The following is a 25,740-nucleotide window of genomic DNA, read 5'->3' as shown; positions in this document are numbered from 1 at the left end:
TTAAGGCGCCCTTTTTAAAACTGGAGGTGAGAGAATGATAAATTATGAAGAATACACGGAGAAGGCGAAAAAAATCCTGATGGATGTTCAGGATATATTGACAAGATATCGCCAGAATCAATTTGGCAGCGAGCATATTTTGCTTGCTATCCTCGAAGATGAGGATAACTTTGCTTATGAGATTCTGAAAGAGTTGAAGGTTAATATGAGATCCCTTCGCCGTGATGTCGAAGAGGTTATTGCGCGCTATGGTGGGCGTGTTGAATCTTCCAATCAGATTTATATTACACCCGACGCACGCCACATCATAGAAGCAGCCAGAAACGAAGCCAAAAGAATGCACGACGCCAAAGTTGGTACGGAACATCTGTTACTTGCTATGCTTAGAGAGGTTTCGTCAGTAGCGGCAAGAATCCTGATGAAACACGGATTGAACGTTGATACCGTTTACAATGCCATGCTGAGTGCCAGGCAAAAGGGTGAAGCGTCCGAAAACGAGAATGTTGATGTTCTCAAGCGTTTCACCATAGACTTAACCGATTTGGCAAAGCAAGGAAAACTGATGCCTGTTATAGGCAGGGATGAAGAAATAAGAAGGGTCATCCAGATACTCGGTAGAAAGACCAAAAACAATCCTGCCTTAGTCGGGGAACCTGGTGTTGGTAAAACCGCAATAGTCGAGGGGTTGGCTCAGAGAATCGTTGATGGTGACGTTCCCGAATACCTGAAAAACAAAAAAGTGCTTGCTCTGGATATGGGAAGAGTTGTTGCTGGAACCAAGTTCCGTGGAGAATTTGAAGAGAGAATGAAGGGGATAATTGATGCGGTGAAACGTCTTGCTGGAGAAGTGATTTTGTTCATAGATGAGATTCATACCGTTGTGGGTGCCGGTTCTGCGGAGGGTTCAATGGATGCTGCCAACCTTATGAAACCAGCTCTCGCGAGAGGAGAGCTTCAATGTATAGGGGCAACTACTCTCGATGAGTATAGAAAGTACATCGAAAAAGACAGGGCTCTTGAAAGACGATTCCAGCCAGTTTATGTAGACGAACCTTCAAGGGATGAGGCACTGGAAATTGTAAAAGGATTGCGAGAGTCGTATGAAAAGCATCACCAGGTTAAGATAACGGATAAAGCTCTTGAGGCGGCCGTTGATCTAAGTATGAAATACATAACAGACAGATACCTACCAGACAAGGCTATTGACCTTATAGATGAAGCTGCATCTTATGTACGCCTTAAAGCCGGATATCTTCCGGATGATTTGAGGAAGATGGAAAAAGAGCTCCAGGAGCTCGACAACAGGATATCCGAGCTCGTTCAGGAAGGTGATTACCAGAAAGCCGCGGAACTCAAAACGAAATTCGAGAAAATCAGAAAAGAATACGAAGCCAGAAAGGCTGAATGGTTTAAGAGTGACAACGCTCAGAACAATGAAGTTACGGAAGAAATAATTGCTTCAATCGTCGAGCAGTGGACCGGAATACCAGCCGGGAAACTTCTCGAATCTGAAAGGGATAAATTGAAAAATCTCGAAAAGCTAATTCACGAACGTTTCATAGATCAGGAAGAGGCTGTTAGTGCGGTTGCCCATACCATAAGAAGGGCACGTGCTGGTCTAAAAGCACCGAACCGACCATGGGGATCATTCCTATTCCTTGGACCAACAGGTGTCGGGAAGACGGAACTTGCGAAAACACTGGCAAATATACTTTTTGGTAGCGAAGATGCGATGATAAGAATCGATATGTCCGAATACATGGAAAAGCACTCTGTATCGAGGCTTATTGGTGCGCCTCCGGGATACGTCGGATACGAAGAAGGTGGTCAATTAACTGAGGCGGTTAGAAGAAGACCCTACTCCGTCATATTACTTGATGAAGTTGAAAAAGCACATCCTGATGTTCACAATGTTCTACTTCAAGTGATGGACGATGGAAGATTAACTGATGGAAAAGGAAAAACCGTTAATTTCTCCAACACCATACTCATCATGACCAGTAATGTGGGTTCTGAAGAGATGACGAAGGGTAAATTCGACGAAAACACAACGGCACTTGTCGAACAGAAACTTAAGTCAGCATTCAAACCGGAGTTCCTGAATAGACTCGATGCCATCGTGTTCTTCAAGCCGTTGAGCAAAGAGCACCTGAGAGAGATCGTTAAATTGAGATTGAAAGAGGTCGAGGAAAAACTCAGCGAACAGGGTATATCCATGCGTTACACCGATAAAGCCGTCGATTACCTTGCGGATAGAGGATATGATCCCGTATATGGCGCAAGGCCGATAAGGAGGCTCGTTGAAAGAGATGTGGAAGGACAGATTGCCGATATGATAATCAGCGGCGAGCTTTCCGAAAACGATGTTGTCGTTGTGGGTGCCGATGATTTCGGCATAAAGATTTACAAAGAAGAATAATCATTTCGAAAGCTCTAAGGCATACGCGGCGGGATATTCCTGCCGCGTACTTTTTTTGTTGTATAATTGGTTCTGTCAAAATTCTTATGGAGATGATAGCGTGAGTTATCAAACAGTTGTAGCGGTGTCGATTTTTCTTATTTCCTATTTCTTCCTCATCACCGAACGGCTTAACAGGATGCTTGTTGCTTTATTTGGCGCAACCTTCATGCTTATTTTTGGGGTGTTTAGAGATCCTGCAATTGTTTACAAAGAATACGTTGACTTCAACACCATATTTCTCCTCATAGGAATGATGATCTTCGTAGCCGTTATGAAAAAAAGCGGTATCTTCGAGTACTTTGGCGCGTTGGCGCTAAAGCTCTCGAGGGGTAGTATGGTGAAACTATATCTGTATATGGTTAGCGTAGTAGCCCTTGCTTCCAGTATTCTTGATAACGTTACAACAATCCTTGTTTTTGTTCCTATTACTCTTGCTATCGCTGATGCTGTAGGTCTTGACCCATTTCCTTTGGTGCTTGGTGAAATTTTTTCATCAAACATCGGTGGTGCCTTAACGCTTATTGGTGACCCGCCAAACATAATGATAGGTTCCGCTGCGGGGTTGTCTTTTATGGATTTTATTGTCAATCTTGGTCCCGCAATTGTACTCATATTCATCGCCACCCATACGATGATAATTTTTCTGCTTAAGAAAAAGCTCAGTGTAGATCTTACAGACGCAAAAGGTATCGAACTAACCAAAGCAGTTACTAACAGAAAAAACTTCAGAATATCTATTGTATTACTAGTCATTACGACGTTTCTTTTTCTCTTTCAACATGAGTTACATTTAGAAAGTTCAACGATAGCCCTTCTGATGGCAGCGTTATCTCTAACGATTATGGACAGAAAAAATGTAGAAGCAACTCTGGAAGAAGTAGAATGGTCAACGATATTGTTTTTTATTGGGCTTTTTGTTGTAGTTGGAGGTCTTGAAGAAACCGGTGTGCTGGAAAATTTTGCACATTTACTTATAAAACTTTCAAGAGGTTCTTACCATCGTACCATGCTCTTTATAACAAATGCTTCAGCAGTAATTTCAGCGTTTATAGATAACATCCCTTACACTGCTACGATGATACCTGTAGTAGAATCAATGAAAAAAATAAACCCGGAAACCTTTTCAAACCTGAATCCTCTCTGGTGGTCCCTGTCTTTAGGAGCGTGTTTGGGAGGTAACGGCACTCCCATCGGAGCATCGGCGAATATCATAGGTCTCGCGGTTCTCAAAAAATATTATGGTAAAGAAATCAGTTTCGTGAAATTCATGGCTTACGGTATGCTGGTTGTCCTTGTAAGTATGATCATATCCAGTGTATATTTGATGGTGAGATACTGATTGACGAGAATCCGAAAAAGCCGCTTCGCGGCACGAATCCCTTCGGGATTGTTACGACCGGCTACGCCGGTGTTGCGAACTCCTGCGGAGTTGTCGCGAACTGCTTCGCAGTTGACATGCGCCTGCGGCGGATTAAAGCATGTTCTATTCCGGCTCGAAGAGCCGCATGGCCGTGACGAAGTCACGCATAGCCTGGGCAAAGCCCAGCACAGCCGCTGCGAAGCAGCGCACAGCGTCTGCAAACCTCAACCTCGTGAGCGTCCGGAGCGTAGCTGCTATCTCGGATTCTCGGTTCTCGGATTTCTTAGGAAAGGAGGTAGTTCCCTTGGAAAAGATTTTTGTAACCTATAAGATTCCGGAAATAGGATTGAAACTACTGAGCAAATTCAATGTTGAGGTCAACGAGGAAGATAGAACCCTTTCGAAAAAAGAGATAATAGAAAGGGCACAAGATGCGACCGCTCTGGTAACGCTTTTATCCGATAACATAGATGCTGAAATAATAAACGCACTTCCAAGACTCAAAATAATTGCCAATTATGCTGTTGGATTCAATAATATTGATATAGAAGCTGCGAAAGCAAAAGGAGTAATCGTTACAAACACGCCGGATATTCTTACAGATGCCTCTGCCGATCTTGCAATGGCTCTATTGCTTGCCACTGCTAGAAGGATTGTTGAAGCAGATAAATTTGTAAGGAAAGGCCTCTTCGAGGGATGGAAACCGGAGCTGTTCCTCGGAATTGAGTTGAACGGAAAAACTCTCGGGATAATTGGACTTGGAAGGATAGGAAAAGCTGTTGCTAAGCGGGCTCAAGCTTTTGGGATGAAAGTTATATATCATAATAGAAGGCCACTAACAAGTGAAGAGGAAAAAAATCTTGATGTCGAGTACAGAAGTTTGGAACAGCTGTTGAAGGAATCTGATTTTATATCTCTTCACGTACCTCTGACCAGTGAAACTTATCATCTCCTTAGCAGAAGTAAATTGAAGCTCATTAAGCCATCAGCGGTACTGATTAACACATCGAGAGGCGCCGTTGTGGACGAAGAAGCTTTGATAGAGTTTTTGCAGCAGGGTAAAATAGCTGCTGCGGGACTGGATGTTTATGAGAACGAACCTGAGGTTCCGTATGCTCTTAAGGAACTTGACAACGTGGTTTTACTGCCGCACATCGGTTCGGCAACAGTAGAAACCAGAAACAACATGGCTGTTCTCGTAGCAAAAAACATTCTCGCGGTTCTCGAAGGAAAGAAACCTTTGACGCCTGTTTATTGATGTCGCCAAATATTTAAGGTGATAACGTGCAAAAAAAGTATTTTTACGACAATCCAGACTTTGAATTTACGATAACGAGAGAGATAAGCGGTTTCACGTTACCTGAACCTTTTCACAGGACAATAAAACCTGAAATGACAGGCAATGATGTTTGGAGAGCAAAATACTTACTCTCAAGGTATCTCTTCTACAGAGGGTTCGGTACGCCATTTCCAATAGACCAGAAAGCTTGTTCAAATTTTTTTGACGCTTTGATTGAATTCAAAAAAGAGGAAGATATAAAGGAGAAACACTGCGGCTTCGAGACACTAAAGAAACTCACGAAATATGCGGAAAACAGCTATTATTTTTTCCTGAAAATCACCCTTCCGGATGACAGAAGCAAGCTTGGAAACCTTCACCTTTACGACGGAGAAGGGAATGAAATTTATTCCTGTCTCGCTCGAGGTCACGGACAGCATGATTCAAAAACGGAAGAGAGCCAGAAAATCGAAAACGGTGATACACCTATCGGCATATATCTTTCTTCCTATGAATCCGGGATTTTGAAGAATACACCAGAGAAATTCGGACCAGCTGGTCTGTTCAGATTATGGCAACCTTTATATGGATACGCACTTGGAATTTACAAAGTCAACAGAGACGGTATTCTCGTTCATGGGGGAACAAAAGCAAAAGAACTTAGAAGAAGCCATGGATGTGTCATAATACACGATACAGACCAAATAGAAATCCAGAAAAAGATGATAGAGTTAAACCATCCATTCCTTCTTCCTTCACATTATGTTCAGTTTTACACAGGAATTGTTTTTGTTGAACGGATGATATAAAAATTAGAACGGCAAAGAAAGCTTTCCAAGCGTCGCTTCTCTTTCTGCACCCGTAACATTCGGGATATTTGTAGTGACGCCGTTCAAAAACTCATTTGCCAGAACAGCAATGGCGATCGCTTCTTTCGCTTCGACGAAGGTTTTGTCTGGTATTTCAATTTCGTATCCAAAGGAACGGATATCGTCTATAAGTACAGGATTGAATGCTCCCCCTCCAGTAACGATTAACTTTTTCGTCTTTGGCACATGTTTCTTGATATTCAGATGAATGGAAAGCGCTGTGAATCTGGTCAAAGTGCGCACAAGATCCTTAGGAGGGCATTTGATACCATCCAGAAATTCTTCGTTGTACCTTTCCCTTCCCGTTGTCTTTGGGGGACTTTTTTCAATATAGTCTGCGTCTTTCTTCACCAACAATTCAATAACATCATCGTGGATTTTGCCTTTTTTTGCTATCTTTCCATCAATATCAAAGGGTTGTGAGTAATACTTATTGACAACAACGTCTATCAAACAATTACCCGGTCCCGTGTCAAAGGCTATAACGTTTTCTCTTTTTTTAGATAAATAAGTCAGGTTTGCAATACCGCCAATATTCAATGTAGCAGTACCGCTTTCTCTTCCAAAAACCACCCAATCAAAATACGAAACGATTGGAGCACCCTGCCCTCCCAGAGCCATGTCTTTTGTCCTAAAGGAATGGACTACCGGTACTCCAAGTTCGACAGCCAAAACATCAGCTTCCCCTAACTGTAAAGTTGCACCGGCTTCCGGCATATGGTAAACCGTTTGGCCGTGATAACCAATCAAATCAAATTGCAAGCCTAGACCTTTAATCATTTTCACATGCTCACGTGCCAGAGTAAAATTCAATTCCGTGATATCCTTAACCGTTGAAACATTCGGGTTATATGCACGAATAATTTTTTCTCGTAGGTCTTTTGGGTACGGGATAGATTTAAAGAATTCTAAAGAAAATCTCAAATCTTGAGTTTTACCACTGACCTTGACTAAAGCGATATCGAGTCCGTCAGCTGATGTACCGGACATTAAACCGAGGACTACCCGTTCATCTTTTTTTAGCAGCTTCAGAAACTTTTCCCACACTTCATAACCCTCCAAAAATGACGTTGTGAAGTAATATCCTGATACGTCCAATTCCCTCACTGAATCTCTTTATAAAAACACGATTCGTGAGCAAGATAACGAATTTCTCACCATCACACCATATGCTTGTCCCCGTAAAACCGGTGTGCCCGAAAGCATGATCCAAGTGCAGAAGAATGTCACCAGCACTCGAACCATTATAAGGTGCTTCCCACCCAAGATGTCTTCTTTTTCCGTTTGAATCGACAACATGCTGTGAAAAGAGATTCACGACTTTCTTGCTCACGATTTCGCCTTTTAACAGAGCACTCATAAAGATAAAAAGATCGCGTGCACTTGAAAAGAGTCCAGCATTTCCGCTGACCCCACCTAAGTAATATGCAAGCTCATCATCAGGTTCTCCTATGAGCCTTTTGCCTTCCCGTATTGACGTTGGGGCAATATTTTCATATTTTTCAGGATTGAAAGAGGTATTGTTCATTCCTATAGGATAAAGAATCGAATAAACGAATTCATCAAACGATGTCCCGGAAACGGCTTCAACAACAGCCATTAACGTAATAAAATTCAGACATGAATACACGATTTTTCCGGGTTCATAAACGGGTTGAATCTTTAGAATTTCCTCTAACAGCGCCTTTCCCTTCAAATGTTTCCAGAGTTCCGTATACGGTGCCATACCTGAAGTGTGGGTTAGTAACTGGAAAATAGTAATGTCAGCTTTTTTTCCTTCAACAGGCAAAAAGTAACCGAGCCTATCGTTCAGATGCAGCAATCCCTCTTCAAACAGCTTCATTACGGCAGTAGTTGTTGCAACAACCTTTGTGAGGCTGGCAATATCGTATATAGTATCCAATTGAGTTTTTCTGACTCCGTCAATTGTCCCATAACTTTTTTCGTATAATATCTCTCCAGGTCTTCCAACAAGCAACACAGCTCCCGGATAAATCTTGTTTATTCCGCTTTTAACGATCTTATCCACTGTCTCCCACATTTTCTCCACCTCTCTCCATCTCTTATGTATTATACAGATTGATATATAATAATATAAAAAACTTACCCTATACAAGGAGGAAAACTATGATAGAAAAACTCGAAACCGAACAGTCAAATCCAAAGTCTCACAATATCGATTCTTTAAGTACGATCGAAATGCTCAGGCTTATGAACCACGAAGACGCTACTGTACCTTTAGCTGTCGCTGAACAACTCGAAAAAATAGCAACAGTAATTGACATGACGGTAAGCTCGATTAGATCAGGCGGAAGGGTAATATACTGTGGGGCTGGAACCAGTGGAAGATTAGCCGTTATTGATGCAGCGGAAGTCGTTCCCACCTTCGGAGTCAATGAAGGTCTATTTTTACCGTTGATGGCAGGAGGAAAAGAAGCATTTTTTAAAGCCGTAGAATCTGTAGAAGACGATGAAATTGGCGGCGTAAATGATTTGATAAGTATCGGAGTAAAAAAAGAAGACACCGTGATCGGTTTAACCGCCAGCGGACGCACCCCTTATGTGAAAGGAATTTTGAAAAAGGCAAAAGAAGTAGGATGTAGAACCGTGTTAATTGCCAATGTAGAAAATCCTGAAATAGCACAATGGGCTGATGTAGTTATAAAACTGCGAACCGGTCCAGAGGTTATAACAGGAAGCACGAGATTAAAAGCTGGAACTTCACAAAAAATGGTTTTAAACATGATAAGTACAGTGACTATGATTAAACTCGGTAAAGTTTATAAAAATTACATGGTCGACGTCCAGATCCTCAACACGAAGTTAGAAGAACGAGCAACCAAAATTATTTCTGAAGTCACAGGAATCAGCAAAGATGAGGCAAAGAAGTTTCTGAAACTATCAGGAAATAAAACAAAGCTTGCTATTTTAATGGTACTCTCAGGGAAAACAAAAGAGGAATGTAATAACGTACTTGAGCGCACGGAATTTTTGTCTGAGGCCCTCAAAATGTTGTCAAATGGCAATAACGCTGATTAAACAGAATTTGACTTCGATGGAAGTTTTTTTATAAAATGAAGTTGTATATATAACTAGACATCATAACAAGGAGATGAAGGTTTTGGAATCTGTTGATAGGAGTAGCCCGATTCCCCTCTATTACCAGATAAAGTTGAACTTAAAAAGGTTTATCGAAGATAACAAGCTGAAACCAAACGATCCTCTGCCTCCAGAAGAGGAATTGGCAAAGTATTACAAGGTAAGTAGACTAACCGTTAGACAAGCGATGCAAGAACTGGTAAAAGAGGGCTTAATATATAGAATACAGGGTAAAGGAACATATGTAGCAGAAAACAAGATGATTTCTGACCTTTCCCATCTTACTGGCTTTAGTGAGGAAATGGAAAAAATTAGAAAAAAAGCCTGGTCAAAAGTTCTTACAAATAAACTCGTTAAACCTCCTGAAAAAGTTGCAGATGCTTTCCATATTTCTGGTGAAGCAAAGGTACTGCTCTTATCCAGGTTGAGATATGAAGGTGACCGCCCAAGATCAATCGAGAACGCATATTTGAATATTTCAAAATATCCCATACTCAGAAAAATTTCACAGTACGATATGTCAACCAAATCACTCTATAAGCTTCTAAAAGACGAGTTTTCGATTTATCCGACTTTTGCTGAAGAGGAAATTGAAGTGGTTCATGCCGAAGAAAGCGTAGCAAAGATCCTTGGAATAAAAGAAGGGGATTGTGTTTTATCGATTGTTCGTATCACTTTTTCACAGGAGAAAATTCCCATTGAATATGTTTACTCGAATTACAGAAAGGACAATTTTAAACTCAGGGTCACTTTGAAAGCCAGGTGAATTTGATGTTTTCTGAAAGTTTTAAGATGCTCCTGCTTGGAACATTAACACTCTCTCAATTTGTAAGTATGATGTCCATTGAACAGAAAATTGGACAGCTTTTCCTCTTTGGATTTCAGGGAATCTCTTACAATGACCAGATCCAGTTGTTGATAGATAAGAGAGTTAGAGGTTTTGTCATTTTTGGACGAAACGTTAAAGATAAAGATCAGGTAAAAGAACTTGTTGAACAGATCAAAACACACTGTGATGATATCCCGCCTTTCGTTGCCGTTGACCAGGAAGGCGGTATGGTCGCCAGAATCAGGGATATCTTTGTACCTCCAAATGCTATGCTGTTGGGCTCTGTAAACGACACGGAATTAACCTATAAAGTAGGTTATCTAACGGGAAAAGCGTTGAGAGATCTGGGAATCAATATGGACTTCGCACCGGTACTTGATGTTAATTCAAATCCCTTTAACCCAATCATAGGAGTGCGATCGTTCTGGAACGAGCCAACAAGGGTAGCTACGAATGGAGTTGCTTTCTTTAAAGGTCTTCTTTCTGCCGGGGTTATTCCAGTGGGAAAGCATTTTCCTGGGCATGGAGATACGGATACAGATTCCCATACTTCACTTCCAGTTATCAATAAGCCTGAAAGCAACTTTATCGAAACTGATGTATCCCCTTTCAAAATCGTTGTAGAAAATAAGATACCGGCATTGATGACTGCTCATATATTATTGCCTTTTTGGGACAACGTTCCAGCCACAATATCTAAGAAAATAATCTCCTATTTGAGAGAAAAGTTAGGTTTTGATGGAGTAATCATCAGCGATGACATGCTTATGAAAGCAGTCTCGGAAGGTAAATCCGTGAAAGAAGTGGTGAAACAATCACTGTTAGCCGGTGTCGATATGTTCATCATTTGGAAAGACTTAAAAACCCAGCTGGAAGTAGCGGATTACATCCTCCAGGAAGTAAAAAACGGAAATATCCCTGAGGAAGTTATAGATAATGCGGTTAAAAGAATCACGAAACTTCGTCTGTTAGCGTACGCTTCCGAACTTAATGAACTCGATCTACAAGTAGAAAAGATCTGGGAAGAAATTTCTGATGGAATAGCACTGTGCAAGGGTAATTTTTCCCTGGAAAAGGACAAAAAGTATCTCATCTTCTTCCCCTATAACCCGGGTGTATCGATTGTTCAAGAGCGTGCTTATACCAGGGAATACATAACGTCTTTACTAAAGAAAGAAGGAATAACTTTCAAACTGGTTAAATACAATCTACGCTCAACCCCATACAGATATATAAAAACCATAAAAAAAGCAAGTACTTATGATGGGGTAATAATATTCACGATGGATACCTACAGAAACAAGTATTCCGCTGAACTCGTAAATCTGTTGATTCACGAAAACAAGAATAACCTCTTGATTGCGATGCAATCTCCTTACGATTATCTTTTTGTCAAAGACAAAGAGTTGGTTAATGCGTATATAACAACATATGATTGGAATGAATATCTCGCTATTAGATTGTTAGATTATTTGATTGACAACACCCCACTTAAAGGCGAGTGCATTTTAACAAAGGGAGGGATTTAGTCATGAGGCGTGTTTTGCTGGTAACCGTATTGCTTATTAGCTTGCTTGCGGTTGTTGCCGAAGGTAAAGTTGTGCTCAAATTCTGGAATTTCTGGTCTGACAAATGGATGGGTCCGGTGATCGAAGAATTCATGAAGGAAAACCCGGATATCGAAGTACAGATGGAAAGACTGACGTGGTCCGACGGATTCAACAAAATAGTCACTGCTTTTGCTGCTGGCGATACACCAGATGTGCTGGAGCTCGGTTCAACATGGGTCGCTCAATTTGCGGCTGACGGTGCGCTTCTGGAAGTTGATGTCAGCGATCTGCTGGATAAGTACAACATGTGGGATCCTGTGATCTACAAAGGTAAATATTACGGTTATCCATGGGTTGTTTCTACCAGAATTCTTTTCTACAACAAGGAACTCTTTAGAAAAGCTGGACTCGATCCTGAAATAGCACCGAGAACATGGGACGAGCTTCTGGATGCCGCGAAAAAAATCAACGCATTAGGTGATGATATCTTTGGATTTGGAATCAAAACAGGACAGTACACAACATGGCAAACATTCCTGCCCTTTGCATGGTCAAACGGCGGAAGTGTGTTGTCAGAAGACTGGAAGAGCGCTGCTGTAAACTCTCCTGAATTTGTTGAAGCACTGAGTTTCGTTCAAAAACTCACAAAATACTCCATGATAGACTCGAACCTCAACGTAAGACAGGCTTTCATGCAAGGAAAAGTAGGTATCATCATGGACGACGTTGGAAGAATCAAGTCATTCGCGAAAGATGCTCCTGAACTAGATTTCGGTTATGCTGTTTTTGTTAGACCGGATAAGTTGTGGTCAAAACCAACTCAGTTTGGTGGTGCCGAGGTTATTGTTATCCCAAGAAACACCAAGTATCCAAAGGAAGCTGAAAAACTTGCCAGGTTCATAGTTGAAAAAAGATCCGCAATGGCTATTTCCTCAAGAATACCGACATTGCTTCCGGCTGACAAAAGCGTTAAAGACGACGAGTTCTTTAAGAACCAGCCCGGTTTCTTTGTTATCATGAACCAACTCCAGTTCACAAAGACACCCCCTGCACATCCAAAGTGGGTTGAGATCCAGGAAATTCTCACCCAGTACATAACCGAGGTTTACAACGGAACGATAGATCCGCAGTCCGCAATGGATATGGCAGCGGAAGAAATAAACGTAATTCTTGAAGAATTTGAAGAAGAGTACGGCGAATAATAGCGATAACAAATAATAGAAAATGGGGTGGGGCTTCCCACCTCACCCCTTTTTTTGAGGTGGTATCCACATGGCAAGTAAAAGACTTAGAAATTCTCTCAAAATTTTTCTGTTGCTATCACCGTGGATAGTTTCTTTTCTAACTTTCAAACTCTATCCCGTTGGTTATTCTTTTTATTTGTCTTTTACCCGTTACAACCCCATCAGAGGGAAACCTCCTACTTTTGTTGGTTTGAAAAATTACATAAAACTGTTTTCTGACCCGACTTTCATGAAAGCTCTGAAAAACACTCTGATTTTTGTGGTTGGCACTGTGCCAATTACAACCATAATAGCACTGCTGATAGCGGCGGTTTTGGTGAGTAACCTTAATATCAAAGGGAAGCAAATTTTTCAATCAGGTTATTTCATGCCTGTTGTTACCTCGATGGTAGTTATAGCAACCATCTTTTCTTATCTTTATTCACCGTATGGATATTTAACGGCTTTAATGAAATTCTTTGGAGCTTCTGTAAGGTACGGTAGAGGAATCCTCGCTGAACCGAAATATGCGCTGCCTGCGATTATGGCAATGGATATCTGGGCCAGTTTCGGATATTATACAATCCTTTTTCTGGCTGGCTTACAATCAATCAACCAGGAAATTTATGAAGCTGCAGCGATCGATGGTGCAAAGGGATTCTATCTGTTCAGAAAGGTTACATTACCCCTGATTTCCCCAATGCTATTGTTTGTGCTCGTTATAAATACGATAAGGTCCTTTCAGATCTTTATCGAAGTTTATGTAATGACCCAGGGTGGCCCGCTGAAAGCCACAACTACGATTGTTTATTATCTCTACGAAACAGGGTTTCATAAAATGAAGATGGGTTACGCTGCTGCAATGTCTTATGTGTTGTTTATGATCATACTTGCATTTACGCTCATACAGAAGCTGGTTATCAGGTATCAGAGGTGATATTGTTATGATAATAAAAAGAGACTGGAGATACAGGTTACGCCAAACAATCGCATACTCACTTTTGATTTTTTTGCTAATAACAACCCTGTTTCCGCTCTATATAATGATTTCAACATCGCTAAAACCTGAGGGCAACATACTCCCAAGCTGGGATACCCTTATCCCGAAAGAAGTTACATTTAAAAACTATGTTGATGTTTGGAAGAGCGCAAATTTTAACAGGTATTTCCTTAACAGCGTTATTGTCACCGTGTCCGTTACCATTTTGAATATCATACTCGATTCAATAGTCGCTTACGCATTGTCCAGGAAGAATTTCAAGGGAGCAAACCTTGTACTTTTGATAATTTTGGCAACAATGATGATCCCCGCACAGGTATTGATGATTCCCCTTTTCATACTCATTAAAAAACTCGCAATGTATAACACTTACTGGGCTTTAATACTTCCCTTTGCAGTTCAGGGATTCGGAATTTTTCTTATGAAGCAATATTTCGACGGACTTCCAAAATCCCTCGACGAAGCTGCTCGAATAGATGGTGGCGGGGATTTCACAATACTTTTCCGGGTTCTTTTTCCAATCTCCAGGCCAGCAATAGCTGTTCTGGGTATCAATACATTCCTGACCACATGGAACTCGTTCTTATATCCTTTAATCTTCACGAATACCGATAGCATGCGGACACTTCCGATAGGAATCGCATATTTCAACACACTTCACGGAATTGATTACGTTCATTTGATGGCTGGTTCGAGTATTGCGACTATCCCAGTAATTGTGGTTTTTCTGGCCTTTCAGAAACAAATCATATCCGGTCTGGTCAGAGGGGCTGTTAAAGAATGAAAAAAGTAATTTTCTTAATTTTCATCCTTTTAACTACCTCAATATTTGGGGATACGGTGAGAGAACTTGTGGATAACTTTGATGGATTCGTTGGGATCTATGTTGAAGATATCGAAACAGGGGAAATTATTACCCAGTATAACGCTACAAAGCTGTTTACGCCAGCATCCGTCACAAAGTTATTTACACTGTTAGCTGCCTTAGAAAACCTTGGTCTGGAATACACCTACAAAACGAAATTTTATTTGATCGGAGAAGATTTCGGGGTAAAAGGTTCCGGAGATCCAACTATTTACGTATCCACACTTCACGACATCATAGCCAAAATAGTGGAAGATAAGAAGATCGTTGAGATAAATAACATAATTCTCGATGACAGACTTTTCGATAGAAAAGAGATCTATGGAAGAGGTTGGATGTGGGATGATCCCAATCCGATGATAGGCGCTCTTACGATAAAAGGGCCTTCGTATCCATCGATCTCTTCTGGAATTAATCAGTATACACTAACCAGAAAATTTTTTGAGACATTGAAAAGCACCTTTGAAGAACTGGGTGTTTCCGTAAAAGGTGAAATGGTTGTCAAATACATATCAAAAAAACACGAACCGGTTTATATCCACGAATCCAAACCATTGAGAGAGATTCTGAAAAGCATGATCGAGGTAAGCGACAATCAGGTAGCCGAACAGATTTTCAGGACAGTGGGAGCAAAGGTATTGAAAAAAGGAACGATCAACAACTCCATAGCAGCCCTGATAAGAACCGTTAAAAATGTCACAGAGTACGGCGTGAACGATTTTACGATCACCGATGGTCCTGGTCTCTCAAGATACAACCTCGTTTCCCCAAAACTGGTTGTGGAAATCCTGAAGCACATGTACAAAAAGTATGGAGATACTTTTCTCGACATCCTTTCATATTCGAAAAATGATGGGACAATAAAAGGGAGATTCGATTTTGAAGTCTGGGGAAAGACGGGAACGCTTACGGGAGTTTCCGGATTGGCAGGTTTTATGAAAACAAAATCGGGGAAAATGGTGGGATTTTCGTTGTTTGAAAACAACTTTTCAAAGTCAAAAACTGATGCTAAGGGGTTTGAAAACGAAATTTTGGAAATAGTGTATGAGGGGAATTGAAAACTGAGAACCGAGAGTCCGAGATAGCAGCTATGCTGCTGAAGTGCGGAGCTACGCTCCGGACGCTCACGAGGTTGAGGTTTGCAGACGCTGTGCGCTGCTTCGCAGTGGCTGTGCTGGGCTTTGCCCAGGCTATGCGTGACTTCGTCACGGCCATACGGCTCTTCGAGCCGGAATAGAACATGCTTTAATCCGCCGCAGGCGCATGTCAACTGCGAAGCAGTTCGCGACAACTCCGCAGGAGTTCGCAACACCGGCGTAGCCGGTCGTAACAATCCCGAAGGATTCTTATCTGCCGCGAAGCGGCTATCTCGGATTCTCGGGTTCTCGGATCTCGGTTCTCTGCGCTGTTCCAAACAGATCATTTAAAGTTTCTCTTCGCCTTATCAATACTATTTCACCGTTTTCTTTTACCAGTACCTCCGCTGGCCTGAGGGTAGAATTGTAGTTGTTAGACATTGAGAATCCGTACGCTCCCGCGTTTTCAACGTACAACAAACTGCCGACTTCAGGTAACTCTATTTCTATATCCCATGCCAGCTTATCTCCAGATTCGCAAAGGGGACCGACTATATCTATTTTCCCGGATAAAGCAGTGGGCTCGAGAATCTTGATACCATGATGCGCACCATAAAGTGCTGGCCTGATTAAAGTATTCATTCCTCCGTCCACAACAACAAAATATTTGTCATCAGTCTTTTTCAAGTTCAGAACCTTTAACAATAAAATCCCTGATGGGCCAATGATGTACCTGCCGATCTCGCATATAACTTCCTTGAAATTCTTCAAAAGCGGGACAACTTTTTTCCTGTATTCTAATAAATCCAGCTCCTTTCCATCGTAATTTATTCCCCATCCCCCACCAATGTTGATCTTCTCAAATCCATATTTTTTTGATATCTTCAGAGACTTTTTCGAACGCCTCAACGAAAGGGGCAACGGTGGTTATCTGAGACCCTATATGAACGTGTAATCCCTTGATTCGGCTATCGGGGAATTTCTTCAGAAATTCATCGAGTTTATCCAACGGGATACCGAATTTATGTTTTTTCAGACCAGTGGAGATATGAGGATGTGTACGCGCATCTATATTAGGATTCACTCTGATAAACAATTCAACGTTTGCTTCTGTCTTTTTCCAGATCTCCATTTCTTCAAAAGAATCTACGTTCACATATTTCACGCTTCCAATGAACTTCTTTATGTCTGTTTCTGTTTTTCCATTACCGTTCCATACCAGTTTTTCAGGCGAAGCACCTGCCAATTTTGCAGCATAAAGCTCTCCCGGGGTAATTACATCCATCCCGAAGCCTTTATTGTAAATGACCTTCAATAAGTGGGGGTTGTTGTTTGCTTTCACAGCAAACGTGGGAAAAACATTTATTCCCTCAAAAACTCCTAAAACGTTGTCTATACGGTTTTCGATCTCTTTCTCAAAATACACATACACGGGTGTCCCATAAACTTTCGCAATCTTTTTCAATAATTCTTTCATTTTTTCACTCCTAACACCGTAAACTGGTTGATGTAATGCCTAAATTGGCTATGTTAGTTGTGAAGCCGAGTACAACCAACAAAGAGGTATTCATACTTACAACTAATATACCACAATTTTTGGTTGCACAACCAAAGGGTTATGAAGGGTTATAATTGGATTGAAAACATGCCAACGCCTGTTTTCTGGAAAGATCCAGGAGGTGTGCACTCTGGGATTTTTAGAAAAGCTGTTGATCAAGATTGGAATAATAGCGTTCATTTTGGCTGCCACTGTCTTTTTATTTAGAAAAATAGGGATTCCTTTCGGGAAGCTACCGGGAGATATACACATTTCGAGAGATGGATTCGAGTTCTGGTTTCCAATTACTACCTGTCTCGTTTTGAGTGGCCTTATCAGTGGAATAATATGGCTGCTGAGATTCATCGGCAATCTTTTCAATTGACTCTGGGGGATGGCTTATGGACAGCGTGGACGTTTTAAGAGTGGAATCCCTTGAGGCAAAGCTCGGGGATTTTAAGCTTGGTCCTGTAAGTTTGAAAGCCAGGGAAAATGAGATCGTAGCTCTTCTAGGCTCTTCTGGGTGTGGAAAAACTCTTCTTTTAAGGGCAATAGCTGGCCTTCAGGAACCAAGTGGAGGGAAAGTGTTCATCGCCGGCAGGGATGCAACTGCTCTATCTCCAAACACGAGAAATATAGCATTTGTCTTTCAGAATGACGCTATTTTTCCTCATCTGGATACTTTCGAAAATGTGGCCTTCCCTCTCAGATTGCGAAAAGACAAAGAAGCGGAAGGAAAGGTAGTAAAAAAAGCCCAAGAACTCGATGGGCTTTCTGACTATCTCGATAAGCTTCCAGAAAAACTACCGGCAGGAATAAGAAAGTTAACGGCAATAGCGAGAGAAACTGTCAGAAATTTTGAACTGATTCTCATGGACGAGCCTTTCGAAAGACTTGACAGAAAAATCAGGAATGAAATGCGTACGCTGGTGAAGAAAATTCTCATGGTGTTGGGACGTTGTGTTGTGATAGTCCTCAACGACCCTGAAGATGCTATGGCGATAGCCGACAGGGTTTACGTGATGAAGAAGGGAAGGTTCATAGCTTCAGGAAATCCGGTTGAGCTCTACGCCAACCCACCTTCAATAGAAGTTATGGAGATCTTTTCACCGCTAGGGGTCAATCGAATCAAAAATATAGTGTTCAGACCGGAAGATGTGGAAATAGCGGAAGATGGTGAAGAAATTGAAATCATTCATTCCAGCCCATATGACAGCAAGAAAGCTTTATGCAATGTGATTTTCAGAGCTCAACCTGCTGTGATGCTTCTACCGCTGAAGGCTATATATACGAAGAAAGGAAAAGTTAAGTTGAGAAGAGTCTTCAAAGAAGAGTGAAATGAATAGCATAAAATCCTTAGCGGGAGGAAAACCTACCTGTAATAGTAAGAAACTATAATTTTTTTGTAGAGTGCGACCCCCCTATCCCCCCTTGGATAGACAGCACTCAGGGACCCTTGAGGGTCCCTTTTTTTGTTCAACCTTTGAACTTCTGTATTCGTCTAAAACCTGCTTTTGAAAAAAGGCGCGGGTATTTTCCCGCACCTTTTTACAAGTTCATCCTCGAAAGTTTTTTATCCGACAGATAATACACTTCTCGAGCATGCCTTGAGATGAAATGCCTGTCGTGACTGATAAACAACATTCCTCCCTTGAAATTTTCGATTAAGACATCCAGCACTTCAAGAGATTCAATGTCCAGGTGATTCGTCGGTTCATCCATAAACAGAAATTCAGCTTTTGAAAGTGTAGCCCATACTATCGCAGCTCGTGTGAGTTCACCCTTGCTCAGGGTGTCAACTCGCTGAAAAACCTTTTCCCTTCTGAACTTTGCAGCCCCAAGTATAGTCCTTATCTCAGTTTCAGATATGCCGAAAACCATGAAGTTATCCAGCAGGATCTCTTTCTGGAAAAAAGTTTCGATTCTCTGGGGCAGATAAACCCAATTTACGTTCTTGTTCATATAAATCTGCCCTGTTTTTGGTTTCAGGGCTCCAATCAAGCATTTCAGCAGGGTTGTTTTCCCAGTTCCATTGGGCCCAACTATTGCAGCTCTGTCTTTAGTGGTTAGGTCTAAGTTTATATCAGAGAATAAATCCTTCGTATCGTAAGAAAAGCTCAAATTTTCACAGCTCAACAATTTTCTTTCCGCAACCTCATAATACGGGAAAAGCATTTTCAACCTTTTTTCGATGAAGGGCTTTTCGGCTTTCAATTTATCGATTAGTTCTTCTACCCTCTTCTCAACAGCTCTCGCCCTTTTTGCCAGTTTGGCAGATTTCCTGCCGATGTACCCTTTGTTCATTACCTTGTCTGCGAATTTTTTCTGAGATTCTTTCTTCCTCGACCACTCTTTTCGCCTGGCCACCTCCTGCTCGAGTTGCCGGATTTTTCGGGAGATTTCCTGTGCACGCCTTAAATCGGATTCAAATTTGTTTTGAAGATGGGCTCTCATAAGGCTGAACCCACCTCTTACCGTAACCGCTTTTCCGCGTTCTATAAATAGCGTCCGATCAGCGATTTTGTCGACAAACGTTCTGTCGTGGCTTATTACGATAAATGCTTTTCCTGATTTTTTCAACCTGAGTATTTCCTCTTCCAGTCGCATGATCATTGAAATGTCAAGGTGGTTCGTAGGTTCGTCCAGGATAATCAAATCCGGGTCTTTAAGTATTGCGCGGGTTACAAGGAGCAACCGTTTTTCTCCTTCAGAAAAATCGGAAACACTTTTTTCGAGTTCCTGTCTTCCGAATCCTAATCTTAGAAGTTCCCTTACAATACGATCTTCAAGCTCGAAACCACCCATTCCGGCATATTCGTCGAGCAGGTTCGCATAAATGAGCGGGTCGTCGACTTGGGATTCCAGGAGTTTCTTTATGCGGTGAATCTCCGGAAACTCTTGTAAAATAAATTCGACAACTCTTTCATTTGACTCCGGATTTTCCTGAGGTACGAAGGCTATCTTCTTTCCCTTTTCGACAAACACGGTTCCTTCATAAGGAAGCTCTCCTTTTATGGCGCGTATTAAAGAAGTTTTCCCGCAACCATTTGGTCCTGTTATAGCAAGAACCTCACCCGGAACAACATCGAAAGAGATATTATCTATCAGAATAAATTCATCGAACTCTATTCGAAGATTTTTTATATGCAGCATAAAACCACCTCCTCGTAAAATACGAAGCAAAAAACTTCCCGAATTAAACGGGTTCAATTAGATAGATTGGTCTTAAGAATAAAATTAAAGGTTAGCACTAGAAGTTATTAATTTGTGGTAGTAGAGGAGATGGTTTTATGCATCTTTTCACCAGCTTTTCACTAGTATTGCGCTTTATTTTAGCAGTTTTTGTATTTCTTGTCCAGTTAATTTTTTTATGTCTCCAGGGTTGGGAACAATGTCTACTTTCAAACTGCCAATAGCCGTTCTTTTGAGGTAAAGGACGTGTTTGTTGAACACTTTAAACATTTCCCTGATCTCTCTTTTGTGCCCTTCATGAATGGTTATTTCGACCAGGGTATCTCTTAGTGAAGTCCGAATAATCCTGACAGAAGCCCCGGAAGTTTTGAATCCGTCTCTCAAAACCACGCCGTTCTCCAAACGTCTTATTTCTTGGGGGCTCAGCTTCCCAGTAACCCTGGCAACATAGGTTTTCTTTATTTCAGAAGAAGGATGTGAGAGCCTTCTGGCCAGCTCACCGTCATTGGTGAGGATTATCAACCTTCGGTATCCATATCGAGCCTGCCAACGTGAAAGACTTTTTCCGGTATTTTCCCCTTTATAAGATCGGCAATTGTCTTCCGACCTCTATCATCGCTCATACTACTGAGATAACCTCGCGGCTTGTTCAAAGCATAAACCACTCGCTGTTGCTTTCTGGGCCTTACTTTCTTCCCGTCGAGTGTGATCGAATCTTTTACGGGATCAATTTCAAACCATGGTTCCGTCACGGGCTTACCGTTTATGAGAACCCTATTTCCCTTTATCGCTTCCCCCGCTTTCCGCCTCGACAGGTGGCTGTTCAGTTGAAGAAACCTCTGAAGTTTCAGAAGGGTTTACCTCCTTCGTTTCCACAATTTTTCCTTCCAATCCCTCCACTATTTCAGAAAGGTCGTTTAGCTGGAAGGTATCATAGAATTTCTGGGTTACTTTATACAGATAAGGCCTTCCAGGAAGTTTTGAACGCCTCTTCCTTAAAAGTCCCATTTTTTGAAGTTCGAGGAGCTGCGATTGTGAGGATTTTCCGCGCATCAGCTCGACATCGGTCCTTGTTACAGGCCCTCTTATGGCGACTATGGCAAGGACTTCAAGTTGAGAATCGGTTATTCTTGCGATAGGACGTCTGATTACTTCTGTGACATATTTTTGTACCTCTTTTTTTGTGTAGAATCTGAATTTCCCGTTGACCTGTCTTAAAATGACGCCTCGGTTCGGATTATTGGCGTACTCCTCCTGTAATTCTTCCAGTATAAGGAGAAGTTGATTTTCCTTCAATTCAAGAATTTTCGCCATCTTTTTGGAGGTAATTCCCTGGCGAGATGCGAAGATCATCGCCTCTATGGCTGCTTTTTTGGAGATACCTTCACTCATTTATGTACCCTCCTGAACAATGGCGTGGGCTCGAGGGTTACTATTATGTACCTACCAAGCTTAATAAGTTCAAGAACTGCAAGAAAGGTTACCACCACTTCAATACGGGTCTTTTGTTTAAGTATTTCCATTAATCTAATTTCTTCGTATTCCTTTTCTATTTCTTCCATTCTGTCTTCTACGCTGTACAATTCGGATGTTATCGTATAAACTCTTTCTTTTTCTACGGTTTCCTTCAGTATTGCTCTGAAAGCTTCTGCGAGTTTTTGTGGTAATTCTTCGGAATATGATACTGTTTCAGGGGTATCGACCTTGACTCTTTCGTAGGAAGAAGATTCGTAGAGCTTTATCTTGAGCCGCTTTGATAGTTCTTTAAGCGTTTGATATTCTTCAACCTGCCTGTACAATTCTTTCTGTTGTTTTTCAAGTTCCTGTGCCTCTTTTGGACTTAGCCTTGGAAGGAGTGCCTTTGATTTCATCTGCAATAAAGTCGATGCCATGAGCAAAAAATCGGAAGTTACAACCATATCAAGAGACTTCATCTTTTCTATGTGTGCGATAAACTCATCTGCGATAACCGTTATGGGAATCGACCTTATATCCACGCGATGTTTTCTAACAAGAAAGAGTAGAAGGTCAAGCGGACCTTCAAACTCTGGAAGCGTGAATATAAGTTTCATCTGTTCCACTATTACCACCCGAATTTCATAGCATCGTAAACGAGTCTCATCGTTTCCTGTGCGAACGCCCGAGCTTTAGCATTTCCTTCTTTAATTATCTTCTTCACCTCTTCAGGATTTTTATCGAACTCTCTCAGTTTTTCCCAGATCGGGCTGAGCTTTGCACTGAGATTCTTGTGCAGAAGCTTCTTACAATCTATACAACCTATTCCGGCCGTTTTACAGCCATTAACAACCCAGTCTAACTCCTCCTGCGAGTGGGTAAAAGCTTTGTGATATTCCCAAACAGGGCACTTTTCAGGATCACCCGGGTCCGTCCTTCTCTTTCTTGCCGGATCGGTCATCATAGGAGCTATCATTTTCCAGAGCTGTTTTTCATCTGTATCGATTGGTATAAAATTGTTGTAGCTTTTTGACATTTTCCTTCCGTCGGTTCCCGGAAGTTTTGCGACTTTTGCCAGTATCGGTTCAGGTTCAGGGAACACCTCACCGAAAAGGTTGTTGAATCTTCGTGCTATTTCACGGGTAAGCTCTATATGGTAAACCTGGTCTTCGCCAACGGGAACGCCATGGGCACGGTACATCAATATATCTGCAGCTTGTAACACCGGATACAACAAAAAGCCAGCGCTGGAAAGATCTCTATCATTTATTTGCTGTTTCTGTTCTTTGTAAGTTGGTATCCTTTCAAGCCTTGAAACGGAAACCAGCATGGAGAAAAGAAGGAATAGTTCCGCATGTTCCTTCACAGCAGATTGAATAAAAATTACAGATTTTTCCGGATCAAGGCCAGCGGCGACATATATCTTCACAATGTCCAGACTCCAACCGGCAAAATTATTCGTAGAATCTATATGAGAAGTTAATGCATGCCAATCAGCGACAAAAAAGTAGCATTCATTTCCTTCATTCTGCAGTTCGACCCATCTTTCGAGGGCTGTAAGATTTCCAAGATGTAATTTTCCTGTCGAACGCATTCCACTAAGGACACGCATTTAGACACCTCCAAAATAGTAAATTCCACTGTTAAGCTGCTTTCCATGATATTTTAACACATACGCCATTTCCAACAACATCGCTACAACCAGCAGTCAGGTTTTCAGAGGTGTGGTATCATATTCGTGGAAACTATCAAATTAGGAGGTTCAACATGAAGTTCAATACTTTACTAATAATTGTGCTAGTAGTTATGATTGGTGTTACTGTAGTGAATATGTTTTTAGGTTATTCCAACCGGTTGAAAGTGGAAACAATAAGATACACCAGTGATTATCGATATTCCTTTGATGGAACCGTTATCATGGACAGTGCCGTGGATCTGAAATTTTTAAAACCATCACAGATAGAAAAATTCCTGGAGCAATTTCAAAAGCCGGCATCCGAAAAGATATCCGAGTTCCAGAAATCTCTTGATGGGCTTTCAAGCAAAGTCAATAGAACGATGCTTGTTCAGGATTTTCAGTCAACAGCTACTCAGCTGGATTACGATGTCGTAAGAGTCGAAGAATACGCTGTGGTAAAAGGGTTCGCTACTGTGAGTGATGGGAAAGTAAATACATCCCTTGGTGATATGGAAATAAACCTGGCTGACGAGTCATTTCTGACGTTCAGTTTGCCTAAAAATGCAAAAATCATATCCGCAACACCCACACCTTCTAAAATTCTCGAAAACAATGTTCTTTTGTGGACTGGAGATGGGGTGATAAGATTCCCGGAGGTCATTTTTGAACCTCTTGATTGAGAGACGAGGGGTATGAATCTGGAAGAATTGGCGGAAGAGTTCCTCGAATTTTTGGATGAATCCGAATCTACGGCGATTCTTACCGGTGCCGGAGTTTCGACTGCAAGCGGTATTCCGGATTTCAGAGGACCACAAGGTTTGTATAAGAAACTCCCTCAATACGTTTTTGATCTCGTATTTTTTCCTGTCACAACCGGCTGAGTACTACAAGATTGCTGCAGATAGAATTCACAACCTTTTTAACAAAGAACCTAATGCCACTCACAGGTTACTGGCAATGCTGGAGAAAAAAGGAATGATAGAAGGAGTAATTACCCAGAATATAGATGGTTTGCATCAGAAAGCTGGATCAAAGAAAGTGATTGAATTGCATGGCAACGCTCAGAAATTCTTCTGTATGAGCTGTGGGAAGCGCTACACTGCAGAAGACGTTTTAAAAATGCTTGAAGTAAGTGATTTTCCTAAATGTACCTGTGGTGGACTCATAAAACCGGATGTTGTTTTCTTTGGAGAAGCTCTTCCAGAAAGTGCCATGGCTGAAGCTTACATCCTTTCAGAAAATGTTGAACTCTTTATTACCATGGGGACTTCCCTTGTGGTGTATCCGGCGGCCCATTTACCTACCTTTGCAAAACAAAAGGGAGCAAAATTGCTCATAATCAATCAGGGTGAAACAGGGCTTGATTATATAGCAGACAAGAAGTACGAGTGCGATTTAGCAGAGTTTTCAGAAAGGATTATTTCCCTTCTGGGCGAAGTATAGCGAACCGGATTTTACCGCTGAGATCTCTTCTGAATTTGACTGTGTAACGTTTCCGGTATTTCTTAAGAAAGTCTTTCAACGGATTCCGGGAGTAAGTGGCAATTTCAAGATACACGAATTTTCCCTCTGGGAGAACTTTTATAAACTCCCTGAAAAAATTCATTCCATCTTCACCGCCATCTAAAGCGATTATAGGCTCATAGTCTTTGACCCTTTTATCGAGTGATTCAAGGACCGTGGTTTTCACATACGGTGGATTTGAAACTATAATTTCTATTTCATCCATATAAGCTTCAAGGGGTTTAAGATTTTTCCCGTGAAGGAAGGCTATTCTTCCTTCTACTCCATTGATTTTCGCGTTTTCGAATGCAAGTTCTAAAGCTGGTTTGGAGATGTCGGTGGCGTAGATCTTTGATGCTGGGAAGTGTTTTGCTAGAGCGATTGCTATGGCACCGCTACCGGTGCCTACGTCTGCGAAGGCTTTTACGTTCTTACCTTTATGCTCGTTTATGATCATCTCCACGAGTTCCTCTGTTTCCGGCCTTGGGATTAGAACCCTTGAATCAAGGTTAAGCTTGGCTCCAAGAAAATACTTCCAGCCAATGATATAATCCAGCGGTTCACCAGCCTTTAGCCTTTTCACCGCGTCGAATAGAAGCTTACAGGTTTTTGTATCGATTTCTGTGGCAGTATCAACAAACACTTTATGTTTTTCTATCATTGCAATACTTTCAAGTAAAGTAAAAGTAACGAAGCGAGGATTTTCAATCCCCGCTTCTTTGAGTTCGAACGTGATTCCTTCAAACAACTCTTTGAGTTTCATT

The 25,740-nt window shown here is 41.5% G+C and carries 23 protein-coding genes and 2 pseudogenes; 15 read left to right on the top strand and 10 right to left on the bottom strand.

The features are described 5' to 3' along the window. The first annotated feature begins 34 nt into the window (after positions 1–34). The 4 genes from DU53_RS04490 (at position 35) to DU53_RS04475 (ending at position 5,909) form a co-directional block, all read left to right on the top strand. A complete protein-coding gene (locus DU53_RS04490) occupies positions 35–2,419 on the top strand; it encodes an ATP-dependent Clp protease ATP-binding subunit (RefSeq protein WP_063727695.1) in 2,385 nt (794 codons plus the stop codon). A gap of 100 nt (positions 2,420–2,519) precedes the next feature. Next, positions 2,520–3,800 (top strand): SLC13 family permease, encoded by a 1,281-nt coding sequence (locus tag DU53_RS04485; RefSeq protein ID WP_063727694.1) that lies wholly within the window; start codon positions 2,520–2,522, stop codon positions 3,798–3,800. A gap of 325 nt (positions 3,801–4,125) precedes the next feature. Then, positions 4,126–5,079, top strand: a complete 954-nt coding sequence (locus tag DU53_RS04480; RefSeq protein ID WP_063727692.1) for a D-glycerate dehydrogenase — start codon at positions 4,126–4,128, stop codon at positions 5,077–5,079. 26 nt (positions 5,080–5,105) lie between these two features. Beyond that, positions 5,106–5,909, top strand: coding sequence for a L,D-transpeptidase (locus DU53_RS04475; RefSeq protein ID WP_063727690.1), 804 nt, complete (start codon positions 5,106–5,108; stop codon positions 5,907–5,909). 3 nt (positions 5,910–5,912) lie between these two features. On the opposite strand, the gene DU53_RS04470 is transcribed toward DU53_RS04475, so the two are convergent. Together DU53_RS04470 and DU53_RS04465 are read right to left on the bottom strand one after the other, a co-directional pair. After that, on the bottom strand, positions 5,913–7,016 hold the full coding sequence (locus tag DU53_RS04470; protein ID WP_063727689.1) for an anhydro-N-acetylmuramic acid kinase: 1,104 nt from the start codon (positions 7,014–7,016) through the stop codon (positions 5,913–5,915). A gap of 1 nt (position 7,017) precedes the next feature. Further along, a complete protein-coding gene (locus DU53_RS04465) occupies positions 7,018–8,010 on the bottom strand; it encodes a serine hydrolase (protein ID WP_063727687.1) in 993 nt (330 codons plus the stop codon). Positions 8,011–8,096: 86 nt separating this feature from the next. Here DU53_RS04465 and murQ point away from each other — a divergent pair, with 86 nt between their 5' ends. The 7 genes from murQ to dacB all read left to right on the top strand — a co-directional run bounded on the left by murQ (position 8,097) and on the right by dacB (position 15,593). Beyond that, positions 8,097–9,008 carry an N-acetylmuramic acid 6-phosphate etherase gene (gene murQ, locus DU53_RS04460; protein ID WP_063727685.1) on the top strand — a complete coding sequence of 304 codons (912 nt, stop codon included), beginning with the start codon at positions 8,097–8,099 and terminating at the stop codon, positions 9,006–9,008. 82 nt (positions 9,009–9,090) lie between these two features. Beyond that, a complete protein-coding gene (locus tag DU53_RS04455) occupies positions 9,091–9,834 on the top strand; it encodes a GntR family transcriptional regulator (protein ID WP_161484749.1) in 744 nt (247 codons plus the stop codon). A gap of 5 nt (positions 9,835–9,839) precedes the next feature. Further along, positions 9,840–11,426 (top strand): beta-N-acetylhexosaminidase, encoded by a 1,587-nt coding sequence (gene nagZ / locus DU53_RS04450; protein WP_063727681.1) that lies wholly within the window; start codon positions 9,840–9,842, stop codon positions 11,424–11,426. Positions 11,427–11,428: 2 nt separating this feature from the next. Further along, on the top strand, positions 11,429–12,649 hold the full coding sequence (locus DU53_RS04445; RefSeq protein WP_015868246.1) for a sugar ABC transporter substrate-binding protein: 1,221 nt from the start codon (positions 11,429–11,431) through the stop codon (positions 12,647–12,649). A 70-nt stretch (positions 12,650–12,719) separates the two neighbouring features. After that, positions 12,720–13,607 carry a carbohydrate ABC transporter permease gene (locus DU53_RS04440; RefSeq protein WP_015868245.1) on the top strand — a complete coding sequence of 296 codons (888 nt, stop codon included), beginning with the start codon at positions 12,720–12,722 and terminating at the stop codon, positions 13,605–13,607. 7 nt (positions 13,608–13,614) lie between these two features. Further along, positions 13,615–14,454 (top strand): carbohydrate ABC transporter permease, encoded by an 840-nt coding sequence (locus DU53_RS04435; protein ID WP_015868244.1) that lies wholly within the window; start codon positions 13,615–13,617, stop codon positions 14,452–14,454. Next, complete coding sequence (gene dacB, locus DU53_RS04430) at positions 14,451–15,593, top strand: D-alanyl-D-alanine carboxypeptidase/D-alanyl-D-alanine-endopeptidase (RefSeq protein WP_063727679.1); 1,143 nt, start codon at positions 14,451–14,453, stop codon at positions 15,591–15,593. The genes DU53_RS04435 and dacB overlap by 4 nt, the downstream gene beginning before the upstream one ends. Before the next feature lie 306 nt (positions 15,594–15,899). Here dacB and lysA read toward each other — a convergent pair. Then, positions 15,900–17,088 (bottom strand): annotated as a pseudogene (gene lysA / locus DU53_RS13320) (diaminopimelate decarboxylase). 160 nt (positions 17,089–17,248) lie between these two features. Between lysA and DU53_RS04415 the strand changes: the two are divergent. Then, positions 17,249–17,533 (top strand): DUF2905 domain-containing protein, encoded by a 285-nt coding sequence (locus DU53_RS04415; protein WP_235599700.1) that lies wholly within the window; start codon positions 17,249–17,251, stop codon positions 17,531–17,533. A 16-nt stretch (positions 17,534–17,549) separates the two neighbouring features. Beyond that, positions 17,550–18,485: an ABC transporter ATP-binding protein gene (locus DU53_RS04410; protein ID WP_063727675.1), complete on the top strand. Its 936-nt coding sequence runs from the start codon at positions 17,550–17,552 to the stop codon at positions 18,483–18,485. 211 nt (positions 18,486–18,696) lie between these two features. Here the strand turns inward: DU53_RS04410 and DU53_RS04405 are convergent, their stop codons facing one another. From DU53_RS04405 to trpS, 6 genes are all read right to left on the bottom strand, one after another. Then, complete coding sequence (locus DU53_RS04405) at positions 18,697–20,301, bottom strand: ABC-F family ATP-binding cassette domain-containing protein (RefSeq protein ID WP_063727673.1); 1,605 nt, start codon at positions 20,299–20,301, stop codon at positions 18,697–18,699. 174 nt (positions 20,302–20,475) lie between these two features. Next, complete coding sequence (locus tag DU53_RS12455) at positions 20,476–20,862, bottom strand: pseudouridine synthase (protein WP_201029992.1); 387 nt, start codon at positions 20,860–20,862, stop codon at positions 20,476–20,478. Next, positions 20,859–21,128 (bottom strand): hypothetical protein, encoded by a 270-nt coding sequence (locus DU53_RS12450; RefSeq protein WP_369816072.1) that lies wholly within the window; start codon positions 21,126–21,128, stop codon positions 20,859–20,861. The genes DU53_RS12455 and DU53_RS12450 overlap by 4 nt, the downstream gene beginning before the upstream one ends. After that, the gene (scpB, locus tag DU53_RS04395; protein ID WP_015868238.1) at positions 21,115–21,732 is read right to left on the bottom strand and encodes an SMC-Scp complex subunit ScpB; all 618 of its coding nucleotides are present in this window, start codon (positions 21,730–21,732) and stop codon (positions 21,115–21,117) included. Before scpB ends, DU53_RS12450 begins: the two co-directional genes overlap by 14 nt. Then, on the bottom strand, positions 21,729–22,412 hold the full coding sequence (locus tag DU53_RS04390; RefSeq protein ID WP_063727753.1) for a ScpA family protein: 684 nt from the start codon (positions 22,410–22,412) through the stop codon (positions 21,729–21,731). The genes scpB and DU53_RS04390 overlap by 4 nt, the downstream gene beginning before the upstream one ends. Positions 22,413–22,423: 11 nt before the next feature. After that, positions 22,424–23,407 (bottom strand): tryptophan--tRNA ligase, encoded by a 984-nt coding sequence (gene trpS, locus DU53_RS04385; RefSeq protein WP_015868236.1) that lies wholly within the window; start codon positions 23,405–23,407, stop codon positions 22,424–22,426. A 155-nt stretch (positions 23,408–23,562) separates the two neighbouring features. Between trpS and DU53_RS04380 the strand changes: the two genes are divergently transcribed. Both DU53_RS04380 and DU53_RS04375 read left to right on the top strand, forming a co-directional pair. Next, the gene (locus tag DU53_RS04380; RefSeq protein WP_015868235.1) at positions 23,563–24,153 is read left to right on the top strand and encodes a DUF4897 domain-containing protein; all 591 of its coding nucleotides are present in this window, start codon (positions 23,563–23,565) and stop codon (positions 24,151–24,153) included. Between the two features lie 12 nt (positions 24,154–24,165). Next, positions 24,166–24,916 (top strand): annotated as a pseudogene (locus tag DU53_RS04375) (NAD-dependent protein deacylase). Here the strand turns inward: DU53_RS04375 and prmC are convergent. Next, positions 24,891–25,739: a peptide chain release factor N(5)-glutamine methyltransferase gene (gene prmC, locus DU53_RS04370; RefSeq protein WP_063727672.1), complete on the bottom strand. Its 849-nt coding sequence runs from the start codon at positions 25,737–25,739 to the stop codon at positions 24,891–24,893. The pseudogene DU53_RS04375 and the gene prmC sit on opposite strands and share 26 nt — an antisense overlap. Between the last annotated feature and the right edge of the window lies 1 nt (position 25,740).

Origin of the sequence: Kosmotoga sp. DU53 (assembly GCF_001639905.1) — a bacterium.
GTDB lineage: Bacteria > Thermotogota > Thermotogae > Petrotogales > Kosmotogaceae > Kosmotoga > Kosmotoga olearia.
The sequence above is the reverse complement of the archived record's forward strand: the minus strand, read 5'-3'. Positions and strand labels throughout refer to the sequence as shown.